The organism is Undibacterium sp. Rencai35W, from assembly GCF_049340185.1.
Taxonomy (GTDB): Bacteria; Pseudomonadota; Gammaproteobacteria; order Burkholderiales; family Burkholderiaceae_D; genus Undibacterium.
Genome location: NZ_JBMPPC010000002.1, coordinates 184235 through 195291 on the forward strand (window position 1 = coordinate 184235; position 11057 = coordinate 195291).

Below are 11057 nucleotides of genomic sequence, written 5' to 3' on the forward strand. Positions count from 1 at the left end.
CTATTTTCCTTTGCTGCTATTTGTCTGGTTTGCTGTGTTTTCTTGCTGGGTGTCAAACATAGACAATTGCTTACTATTTCGTATGTATTCCTCGGCGCGAATGACGAACCAACGCTTCAATGTCTGGCCATCACGGCTGAGTGCGGCGTGCAGCTCGCGCTTCATATCCGGCGCTATCTCGATCACGATGCGCCCGCTTCCACCAACGCTCATTCTTGCCTCGCATCTATGTTACATAACAGAAGTAATATAACATAGTATCGATATGCGAAATTGCCATTAAAGCAACTATTTGTTGTAAATCTACCTTGCGACAACAAATTTTTCTGGAACTTTGAGCCAGCAAAAATACTGTGCATTTATACAGTAAAATGCATTTTGGTGCTATGCCCGTCGAAAAAACAGACCCAAGTAACTGGGCGATACCTTGTCGTTGTCATATCTCTGGCGGACACGATGTGCCATAAAGAAAATGACATGGCCGCCTCTGAGATTGACGCCAATCGGAACGAAACCTGTAGTCCCGTTGCAATTGTGCATTAGGCCGGCGTAGCTTTCGTTAAGCGAAACGCTTGATCGGATGCCTTTTGCGGACTGGGTGTTTGGGTTCGAGACACAGGAATTCGCTTAAAGAGTTCCAAATTGTCTGATTGAAGTCGTCACGGACTCGCGGTCATGATACTTGACCATGGGAGTCACGATTACTTCGACTGATCGCCCTACTGATCCAGGGCAGTTGTCTTGATGATCAACTCGAACTCGGCCACAACTTCCGGCTGGCGCTGCCGAAGATATCGAGCGACCGCGCCGTTTTCCAGCAGTTTTGTCAAGTAGCCCTTGGCGAGCACGAGATTCAACACGTCCTGGCCGTAGGTCTGCTCGACCATTTTGTACTGTCCTTGTAGGTTTGCCATTTCCCGCTCCATTTTTGCAATCTGCTCCTGCGACACGCCTGTCATTTTCTGCGGCTTTTTTCCTTCGACCAGCAGCTCGGCCGGCGTGGCCACCAGCATGGCTTCGGCATAGGCCGTCGTCACCGTGTTCGCAGACACCATCAACTCGACGCATTCCACTTGCCGCGTCGTCTTCATCTTGCGCAGCACGCGGGAAATTTCAGCGGAGAACTGCCGGTCCTTCAACATCTCAGCCGCCTCGGGGCAGATTCCATCCAGCAAAGTCATTTTCTTGATGATGTGACTGACGTCGACGCTGAGCGCCTTGGCCAGACGCTCCGGCGAAACGCCGCGCTCGATCGCGCGCCGGATCATGAAATGTTCCTGAATGGTCGACAGGCGATTGATCCGGCTGTTGTAGGTATATCCCTCGTCGTCCTTGGCCACCAGGCAAGGCGCGTCGGCGTAGCCCAGATCGCTCAGGACAATCAGGCGGATATGCCCGTCCAGGAGCATGTGTTGGGACGACTTCTTGATCGCCTGGGTGACTGAAAGCGGTTCAATCAATCCAACCTCCTCAATCGACGAACGGATTTGTTTGAATTTCCTCGACGTCGCCAGTCCTTCCGGCGCTTTTCGTGACGGCAGGATGTTCGTCAACGGAACCGACAAGGCATCCATCGAGAAGCCGAGGGTAATACCTGTCATGCCATGCTCCCGCCAGACCACACACGTTCGGCCAGATATTTTGGCAAGGTATCGAGTCCTTCGGCGCGCAGCAGATTAGTAAAGTTTTCGTCTGCAAGAAGTTCGCGTAAAGCGCCCACGACAAAAAGTAGGCGTTGTTGTGCGAACTCCGCCTTTTTCACCATCAACCGCTGCCGTTCGACTTCCTTCTGATAGGTCCTGACGAGGCTGGACTGCGTCACGTCGACCGGCTTTCGTGATCTGCCGCGCGCCACGGAGCGCCCCAAGGTGTGGCGCCGTTCGATCACCCGTCGGGCTTCGCGCAAATGTTTGCCGCGCAGCTTTCCAGATTCGTAGGCATCCTGCAAGGCTGTCTGAACCGCTTTATCGTCGTCGCCGGCGCCAACGATCGCCAGGGCCGCATTGAGCGGAATTTTGCCCTTTTCAACGCCGACAATCAATCGCTCTTCCCCGTGCTGAAGCAATGTCAGAATGCCCCACACATACTCCGGCGTGAGGCCGGTTTTAGCGGCGATCGCTTTCTTATCATAGCCTTGGTCTCGCAATGCCACGATGCCAGCGAGGATTTCGAGGGGCCGACATTGGCGACGGGCGATATTTTCCGCGAGGCTCATGATGAATGCATCCTCGTCACTGACAGCGACGATCAGCGCCGGGATGGTGGTTTCGCCCGCCGACTTAAAAGTCCTAAGGCGTCCCTCGCCACAAACCAGCAAATACCGTTCGGTGCCATCCTCCCCTGCGCGCGGAGTCACGGTGATTGGTTTCTTGAGCCCGATCGCCTGGATATTAACGGCGATTTCATCGAAGATCTTGCTGTTGCGTTCGCGCGGATTGTGGACATCGATGCGGTCCACCGGGATCATGCGCAGCTCGCCTGGTTTGTGTTTCTTGGTCATGCCACTCTCCTTAGCCGGGTGCGTTCCGCCATTCCATACAGGTAATCCAGCGTGTCGAAGCGGTAACTCTCCAGTTCCACCGCGTTCTGATCCGCCAGACTGAGACGCTGCAGACCAAAATCCAGTCGCGGCAACAGGTAGTAATCGAGAGCGCTCTTGTTGTCATGGTCGAGCCGCACGGCCACGGTGATGTCGGGCAGGAGGCTGGTGTCGAACCTGATTTTCCAGTGGTGTCGGCCAGAGTCGTGCGTCTGGCAACGCGCTAGCACAAGGGAAACGTTGAATTCGCCGTTGACGTGTAACAGGTCGGTCGCCGGGTCGCGCATAACCCGGCCGCCCAATTCGGCGATTTGCTGCTCGGTCTGCGCCACGATGCCTGGATGCAAAGTCCGCAGAAAACGATTCACTTCCAGATAGCGATAGTCCCGGTCCGGGGTGAAACCGACCATTTGATAGGCTTTGACCAGACTGCCGAAGCGAAATGCGTACACCGACGAAGAAGGCATTCCATCCGTTTCGTTGATGATCAGGCCGGAGAGCAGTCCGCGATTTTTGTAAAGAGATCTGAGCCTGTCAACCAGTTCCTCATTGGTGTAGCGCCTGGTCCGGGCGCGGATGATTCCCTGCGCCGTGTAAAAGATGTCGGGCGGCACTATGGGCTCGAAGGCGCCGTCCTTCTTGATCCACATATCGGGCGTGTTGATCACCCGCAGTTTTTTGAGTTTGAAGGAGATGCGGTTGTAGACATTATTGCCGACGTATTTTTCATTGATCAGCACCTGATGCACGGTAGCACGGGTCCAGGCCCGATCCAGATCAGTGAGCACGTTCATGGCGTTCAAGCGCATGGCGATTTCTGATTCGACCAAACCGTCGTCAATAAACCAGCGGTAAATCTGGCTCACGATGCGAATTTCATCCTCCGGGCCAGGCATCAGAATCACGCGATCCGTCTGCAGACTCTTGTGCTCGCCGCGACTCAGTTCGGTTTTGATGGAGCCGTTCTGGTCAATCAATACCCGGCGCAGGCCGTAGCCCGCCGGGCCACCCTGCCGGTAACCGAGTTCGATCAGCCGACATTGTCCGGCGAAGACCTTGGCAGAGAGTTCCCGGCTGTACTCGCCAGCCATCGCCCGCTTGACACCCTTTACGATGGTCGATACCGGCGACCCGTCGTTCTCGAACTGCTCGGCGCAGTATGCAACCTGGATGCCGGCGCGCCGACACCGGTATTCGTAATACGCGCTTTCGTCCGCGTCCTGGAAGCGTCCCCATCGGCTGACGTCGTAGACCAGAATGATAGTGAAATCCGCCGTGCCGCTTTCGACGTCCTTGAGCAGCTGCTGCAGCGATACGCGTCCATCGATGCGCAGACCACTCTTGCCGGCGTCGGCATAAGTGCGAACGATCTCAATCCCACGATGGGCCGCATATTCGCGGATCTTGTCGGCCTGGTTTTCGGTGGAGTATTGCTGGTGTTCGGTCGACATCCGAACGTACTCGACCGCCCTCAGCAGGGCTGGCTGCTCGACACAAACATCGCTTGATTCGCCTGGTTGCATAATCCCGATCGCCCTCATCAATTGGAATTTCGGCTCTCGGAAGTTCACCTTTCTTTAAATGGCGGCGATCGTCAAGGCGTCCCTCCGTTGATGAACCAGGAGGGCAGCGTTTCGAAATCGCGCTTGGCGTGTCGAGAGTGCATATGTGCAATACGGTAGCATTGATGTATCGAATCACGGCACACGTCCTCTCTTTGCAATTTCGACGTGTGGCACGCACTGGCACGCATGCGCCCTGATTTCTACTGTCCACACGTCCATCTTTGCAATTTCGTTGGGTGCAATCAAGTGAAGGCGATAGATGCCCGATGGCAGGGGAATCACCGGGATTGACGCGTCCATCTTTGCAATTGCGGCATTTTGGGGTCGTGGGTTGCGCTCGCGTTGCTGTGTACGATTGCGATCAACATACTCCGGGTGCGCTTCGCGGTATTCGCGCCAGTAGTTGGGATTGCGATTGCTCCATGCCTGCTGCGCCCGCGTCTGGTTATCTTGATAATCTGGATCGTGCTTCAGCTTGTCACGCTGCCAACGCCGTCGGCGTTCACGCTGACAGTTTTTTGCTGAGCAGTAACACTGCATTGGGACTTGCGGACGCAGCTGAAACAGCTGACCGCATGCAAAACATGACCTGGTTACCATGGTGACTCCACAAATGAAACGTATATGGAGCGTGAGAGCCGTGCCCGTGGATCAAAACTGCGACGATCCAAGCAGAAAGTTGACTGGACCAAAACGAAACAGGAGAAAATGTGCGCAATGGTGCATAAATCTATACATTAACCGGGCCGGGCAACGATAATTTTTATCAAATAGTCGGAAAACGAAGGGAAGTCTCTTGGATACACCCCATATCAAGCGTCTACACATCCAACGGTTTCGGGGTATCCAGGCATTGGTGTGGCTTCCGGATCCGAGCATGAATGTCATCCTTGGTGGCGGCGATGTTGGCAAAACGTCTATCCTCGACGCGATTGCGATGTTGCTACACCCAACTAATGGCTATCCACTCAGCGACTCGGACTACTGGCAGCGTGATGTCGATGCCGAGTTCGAGGTCGAAGCCGTTATGTCCTTGCCGGCATCAACCGGCATTCATACCCAAAACGCGATGGCTTGGCCTTGGGAATGGGATGCGACTAACAACGCCGCCGCCATACCCATCGAAGGGGATCAAGCCGGGCGAGAACCCGTGTTCAAGGTAAGAGTGCGCGGATCGTCCGATCTTGAGGTGATCCATGAATTGTTGCAACCCGATGGAAGCACAATATCCATGACCGTCGGCATGCGCCGCGCTATCGGTCTGGTACGACTTTCAGGGGATGACAGAAACGAGCGCGATCTTAGATTGATACAAGGTGCCGGCCTAGACCGATTGCTAAACGATAAATCGCTACGCGGTCGTTTGTCCCGGCGTTTTGCCGCACAAGGCGTGAATGATGATTTGAGCGAGGCAGCGCAAGCGTCGCTCATCGCGTTGGACGAAACATTTGGAAAGCGATCACTTCCTACGGATCTCGGCATCGGATTTGTGGGTGGGAACGGTCTTTCGATCAATGCTCTGGTGGGTCTGACATCGAACAGAAATGGAGTTGCGCTGCCGCTTTCCAGTTGGGGATCCGGCACCCGTCGCATGGCAGCATTGACGATCGCGGACACATTGCAAGACAAACAACCGATTTCCGTCATCGACGAAATCGAACGAGGTCTGGAGCCGTACCGGCAACGAAGATTGGTTTCCGCGATAAAAGACAAAGGAACACAAATCTTTCTCACCACGCACAGCGCCACGGTGCTCAGTGCTGCAACTGGCGCCGCCTTGTGGTACGTGGACGCTCAAGGCCGGATTGGTCGACTACCGACCGACAAGGTGGGCAGGCATCAGGCATCCGATCCAGAAACATTCCTTGCACGCCTGGCCGTCGTGGCCGAAGGGATTACGGAGGTCGGTTTTGTCTCAAGCCTTTTTAAGAAATACGTTGCGGAGAACTGGGAAGATCTCGGCATTCACGTCACTGACGGCAAGGGAAACGACCATGTGCTGAAAATCCTGGAAGCGCTTTCGTCGGGCAATCTCACCTTTGCGGGTTTTGCAGACAACGAAGGCCGCGATCCAGGAAAATGGCAAGCTGTGCATGATCGCCTGAACGGACTTATGTTCCGTTGGCCGAACGGCTGCCTTGAAGAACATTTCATCCCGCTGGTCGAGCATGCAAAATTGCTCGACCTGATTACGGATCCGGAGAACGAGCTCACCTCGGTGCGCTTGAGAACGTTGGCCGATCGCTTGAAAATTGCTGACAATTCCTTCGAAACCATTGTTGCCAAGGCGGCAGCGGACGGAATTTCCCTGCATGCGTTGATTGTTCAGGCGGCGACCGGAAAGGTGCCGGCAGAATTTGCAGAGGCTGCGGCCGCCGTGCGGAAACCGTTTGCCGGGCATTCCAAGCAGTGGTTCAAATCATACAGTGGCGGTCAGGAACTGGCGGCGAAAATGCATACCCTTGGCGTCTGGGTCCAGGTTCGCGGGATCCTGCTGCCGTTCCTCAACGCGATACGCACCCAATCGGAAATGGGCCCATTGCCGGACGATGCGGCATGAGCGACGCAAGCGTTTCTGAGGCGTTACGGTCGGTCGATCCATTAGTCGTCATCGAAGCGCCTGCCGGATGCGGAAAGACCCATCAGGCTGGGCAGTACGCTCGCTGGCTGGCGTCCACGACCACGGATGCTGGGAAAGTGCTGATTCTTACTCACACCCATGCCGCGTGCGACGTTTTCCGTTCGCGTACCTCGGACATTTCCCGTCGCGTGGCAGTTTCGACCATCGACAGCATGGTCACGCAAATCGGGGGTATGTACCATCAAACCCTTGGTCTCCCTCAAAATGTTTCGGCATGGGCTCGTACAACTCGCGATGGCTACGCACAACTGGCGGTGAAAGTCAGCACCTTGTTGTCCACATCGAAACATATAGCTAAAGCCGTGGCCTGCCGTCACCCAACAATTGTGTGCGACGAGCATCAGGATACCAATGCAGCGCAAAACAAGCTCGTTCTGGCCCTGCATGATGCCGGAGCCAAACTACGGATATTTGGCGATACGATGCAATCGATATTCGGCGCCGACGATGCCCAGGAGCGACAGTGGGCGGATTTGGCTGCCAGGGCAAATCGGTACGAAGAGCTGGATTTTCCACATCGCTGGGCAGGTGCTTCCGAGGAGCTTGGCCAGTGGGTCTTGCGAGCCAGGGCTATTCTAAAGGCAGGGCAAGCCGTGGATCTCAGGAGAGATCTCCCAGCAGGATTGCAAATTATCCGGGCGGACAATGAAGCACCGCGCCATGGCGGTTTTCAGTTGGCAAATGGATCGCGGCGGCCTTTGGACGCGATGGTCAATGGATCGCCGTCAATGTTAATTCTGTGCCCGCACACCGCGACAATACGTGGTTTGCAGGCGTTCTGGGGGAGAAGCATACCCGTATGGGAGGGTCACACTCGAGAAGCCCTTTCATTGCTCATCGCAGGATGCCAGCGCCATAACGACAATGCTCGGGAAATAGCGATCGCACTGAGGGATTTCATGGGGGCAGTCGGCGTCGGTTTTAGTCCCAGCGGTTTTACCGATCGCTTGCTGACCGAAATCGATGCAGGGTGCGTCGGCAACGGCACCGGCAAACCCGGTCACCTTCGAAACATCGGGCGCCATCTTTTACTATCGCCGAACCATGTTGGTGTCGCCCGCGCGTTGACGTTAATCAAAGATCTGGCGCAAAACGAACAGTCGTTTCAAACTATCAAAATCGACATGAGGAAAGAGTTTCATGACGCAATTCGCTTAGGTGAATACGAGGACGCAGACCACGGATTGACGGAAATAACACGCAAAAGAATCGGGGTTCAATCGACGATGCCGAACAAGACGTTGAGCACCGTGCATAAAGCTAAAGGACTTGAAAATACCCATGCTGTTGTGCTGCCTTGCGATGCAGTTCATTTTGCAGACAACAGCAAGAATCGTTGCCTCTTATATGTGGCTTTGAGCCGGGCCACCACTTCCTTAACGCTGGTCGTGTCACCCAATCGACCCACACCGTTGCTCATAATATAGGTCATAGCTACGATACCTCGGTAGATCTTGATATATACCGATATTTTGGAACATGATTTACAGTGCGGAAGAATCAGCCGTCGTGGCTTCAACGCCCCGATTCCGACGAAATCTCATCAATGAGACTGGTTGTACGCCTCAAAAATCATCGAAAAAGCACAGGCGATGCCGTTCGACTCACCGAAGTTCACTGGCTCATCGTTGTCCGGATAACAAAAAACCGCCGACGCCCGCACCATATTGATGTAAGCCGGTCTGAAATCCCCAGACTCTTCCAGTTGCCCCAATGCTTCAGCTTCGATTTTTCGCAACAGCCGCCACGTTAGCCTATGCCCCGCTGTGCGGTACGATTCGACCAGTGTGGCGACGACCGGCTTTAACCTCCCGATCACCGCATCGAACTCATTTACATCCACCATCGACATGACTCTCTCGCCAAATACTGTATATATAAATGGGGTATCCACTTAGCTCCACTTCTGCCAGAATGTCATGGTGGACATCAATCAGCATACCCCTATTTCCGGAGAAGATTACCCTCGAACGTGGAGCCAGTTTTTGGATTGGTTTCCAACAGACGAGGCGTGCTCAGACTATCTGGAACGATTGCGCTGGCGTGAAGGATTTGTATGTCCACGGTGCGCCAGTGTTGAACAACCTTACCGCGCCAGCCGCACTCGGTTGATGTGTCGATCTTGTCGGCATCAAAGCACCGTTACTGCCGGCACCATTTTTGACAAGACACGCACCCCCTTGAAAGTATGGCTGGCTGCTGCATGGTACGTTACCAATCAGAAGAACGGCGTTAGTGCATTGGGGCTGCAGCGAGTTCTCGGATTGGGGAGTTATCAAACTGCCTGGGCCATGCTACATCGTTTTCGTCGGGCGATGGTCCGTCCCGGACGGGACCGCTTGAAAGGAAAAGTGGAGGTTGATGAGACTTTCATCGCCATCACAGACAGAATCAACCCGATTTCAAAGATTGGCCGCAAAGGAAATACAACCAAAACGCTGATCGCCGTTGCGGTGGAAATACTTGAGCCAAAAGGTTTTGGACGAATCAGGCTACGTCGCATTCCCGACAATTCTGAGCAGTTTTTGTTACCGTTCGTCACGGAGACGATTGTCCCTGGCGCCACTGTGCATACCGACGGATTGGCCGCCTACCTGGTGTTGCCGAAACATGGCTATCTACACGAGCGCAGCGTGATGCTCGGCTCGGACATCCCGGCGCACATCTCAATGCCGGGCGTACACCGCGTGGCCTCGCTTATCAAGCGTTGGCTGCTGGGAACACATCACGGCGCGGTGCAACCGGAACAGCTAGACTATTATTTGGATGAGTTCGCGTTCCGCTTTAACCGCCGTACATCCCGTTCACGCGGACTTCTTTTTTACGGTTCTTTAGACTTTTCTGTGGGTTGAGGGTACGCTATCGCGCAGGTTTGGCTAGGGAGGAGCGCGATGGAAAGCAAGGAGTTGTACCAGTGTCTGTTGGGACTGAATGAGCCGTGGACGGTGGGCCGAGTCGAACTGGACATGGCCAAGATGCGTGTGGACGTATACGTCGAACATCCCAATGGTACGTGTTTTGCGTGCCCGGAATGCGGCCAAGCGTGCGCGGGCTATGACCATGTTGCCGAGCGCGTATGGCGGCATCTGGACAGTTGCCAGTTTCTGACCTACCTGCATGCCAAGCCGCCGAGAATATCGTGCCCTGAGCATGGTGTGCGGCAGGCCCGATTGCCGTGGGCGGAAGAAGGCAGCCGCTTTACGCACTTGTTTGAAGTGCTGGCCATCGATATGTTGAAGGCGGCCAACATCAAGCAAGCGGCGCATATCCTGCGCATAACTTGGGACCAGGCATGGCACTTGATGGAACGGGCGGTGTTGCGCGGACGTGCCGCCAAAGTCGATGCGCTGCCCAAGAAAATCGGTATCGACGAGAAGGCGATTGCGAAAGGTCATCGGTACATGACACTGGTGTGCGACCTGGAAGCGGCGACCGTCGAGTACATTGGAGAAGAGCGTACCGAAGCAAGCCTGACGGCATACTTCAAGGCTTTTACAGAGGAGCAGCGTAGCGGGATTGAAGCGATTAGCCTGGACATGTGGCCGGCCTATATTAAAGCCTGCACCGCGCAGGTGCCGCAGGCAGAGGATAAGATGGTGTTTGACCGCTTTCACATCATGCAGCATGTCGGTAACGGCGTCGATCGTGTGCGCAAAGAGGAACACAAGGTGCTTTTGCAAGAAGGAGATGACACGCTCAAGCGCAGCAAATATCTGTGGCTGTACAGCGCAGAGAATATGCCAGCTGCGGCGCGCGAAAGGTTTGATCAGATCAAGCACGGCAACTTGAAAACGGCGCGTGCCTGGGCGTTGAAAGAATCGTTGCGGGAGATGTGGAGCTATCGCAGCGTTGCCGGCGCAAGGCGTTTCTGGGATCGCTGGTATTTCTGGGCAACTCATAGCCGGTTGGCACCCATGATCGACAAGGCCAAGCTGCTTGCCAGACATTTGCCCAACATATTGACGTATTTTAAGCATCGCGTAACCAACGCCGTCGCCGAAGGATTGAACTCTAAAATTGCAACTGTACAAAAACGTGCCTGTGGTTTCAGAAACCGGGACAACTTCAAGATCGCTATCTACTTCCATTGTGGCGGACTTGATCTTTACCCGGCTTCAACGACCCACAGGAAACCCGGATGAATCTTCTTTACAGGTTATTGGAACAGGCGGTGGCGACTGCGCCGGTGACGTATCAAACCATCGCGCAGCGACCTAAAAAGCGGGGTAATCGCGCTAGTGGAGCTAAGTGGATACCCCATATATATAACCAGTATATTGCAGAGATCGCGGAAAATATAGTGCTTTCGCGA

Annotated in this window: 10 protein-coding genes; 5 read left to right on the forward strand and 5 right to left on the reverse strand. The window is 54.5% G+C overall.

What is annotated here, in order from left to right; translation table 11 throughout:
• The 4 genes from ACO0K3_RS04900 to ACO0K3_RS04915 form a co-directional block, all read right to left on the reverse strand.
• Positions 1 to 213 (reverse strand): hypothetical protein, encoded by a 213-nt coding sequence (locus ACO0K3_RS04900; protein ID WP_422982449.1) that lies wholly within the window; start codon positions 211 to 213, stop codon positions 1 to 3.
• A 506-nt stretch (positions 214 to 719) separates the two neighbouring features.
• The gene (locus ACO0K3_RS04905) at positions 720 to 1601 is read right to left on the reverse strand and encodes a plasmid partitioning protein RepB C-terminal domain-containing protein (protein WP_422982451.1); all 882 of its coding nucleotides are present in this window, start codon (positions 1599 to 1601) and stop codon (positions 720 to 722) included.
• Positions 1598 to 2500, reverse strand: a complete 903-nt coding sequence (locus ACO0K3_RS04910) for a plasmid partitioning protein RepB C-terminal domain-containing protein (RefSeq protein ID WP_422982453.1) — start codon at positions 2498 to 2500, stop codon at positions 1598 to 1600. The genes ACO0K3_RS04905 and ACO0K3_RS04910 overlap by 4 nt, the downstream gene beginning before the upstream one ends.
• A complete protein-coding gene (locus ACO0K3_RS04915) occupies positions 2497 to 4062 on the reverse strand; it encodes a recombinase family protein (RefSeq protein WP_422982455.1) in 1566 nt (521 codons plus the stop codon). The genes ACO0K3_RS04910 and ACO0K3_RS04915 overlap by 4 nt, the downstream gene beginning before the upstream one ends.
• Before the next feature lie 308 nt (positions 4063 to 4370).
• On the opposite strand from ACO0K3_RS04915, the gene ACO0K3_RS04920 reads away from it, so the two are divergent.
• From ACO0K3_RS04920 to ACO0K3_RS04930, 3 genes are all read left to right on the forward strand, one after another.
• Complete coding sequence (locus ACO0K3_RS04920; RefSeq protein WP_422982457.1) at positions 4371 to 4709, forward strand: hypothetical protein; 339 nt, start codon at positions 4371 to 4373, stop codon at positions 4707 to 4709.
• 272 nt (positions 4710 to 4981) lie between these two features.
• Positions 4982 to 6664, forward strand: coding sequence for an ATP-dependent nuclease (locus ACO0K3_RS04925; RefSeq protein ID WP_422982459.1), 1683 nt, complete (start codon positions 4982 to 4984; stop codon positions 6662 to 6664).
• Positions 6661 to 8172, forward strand: coding sequence for a UvrD-helicase domain-containing protein (locus ACO0K3_RS04930; protein ID WP_422982461.1), 1512 nt, complete (start codon positions 6661 to 6663; stop codon positions 8170 to 8172). The genes ACO0K3_RS04925 and ACO0K3_RS04930 overlap by 4 nt, the downstream gene beginning before the upstream one ends.
• A gap of 116 nt (positions 8173 to 8288) precedes the next feature.
• Here the strand turns inward: ACO0K3_RS04930 and ACO0K3_RS04935 are convergent, their stop codons facing one another.
• Positions 8289 to 8597: a DUF2471 family protein gene (locus ACO0K3_RS04935; protein WP_422982463.1), complete on the reverse strand. Its 309-nt coding sequence runs from the start codon at positions 8595 to 8597 to the stop codon at positions 8289 to 8291.
• Positions 8598 to 8664: 67 nt separating this feature from the next.
• Here ACO0K3_RS04935 and ACO0K3_RS04940 point away from each other — a divergent pair, with 67 nt between their 5' ends.
• Together ACO0K3_RS04940 and ACO0K3_RS04945 are read left to right on the forward strand one after the other, a co-directional pair.
• Entirely contained in the window at positions 8665 to 9597 is a 933-nt protein-coding gene (locus tag ACO0K3_RS04940; protein WP_422982465.1) for an IS1595 family transposase, read from the forward strand.
• A gap of 39 nt (positions 9598 to 9636) precedes the next feature.
• On the forward strand, positions 9637 to 10887 hold the full coding sequence (locus tag ACO0K3_RS04945; RefSeq protein ID WP_422982467.1) for an ISL3 family transposase: 1251 nt from the start codon (positions 9637 to 9639) through the stop codon (positions 10885 to 10887).
• The last annotated feature ends 170 nt before the right edge of the window (positions 10888 to 11057 follow it).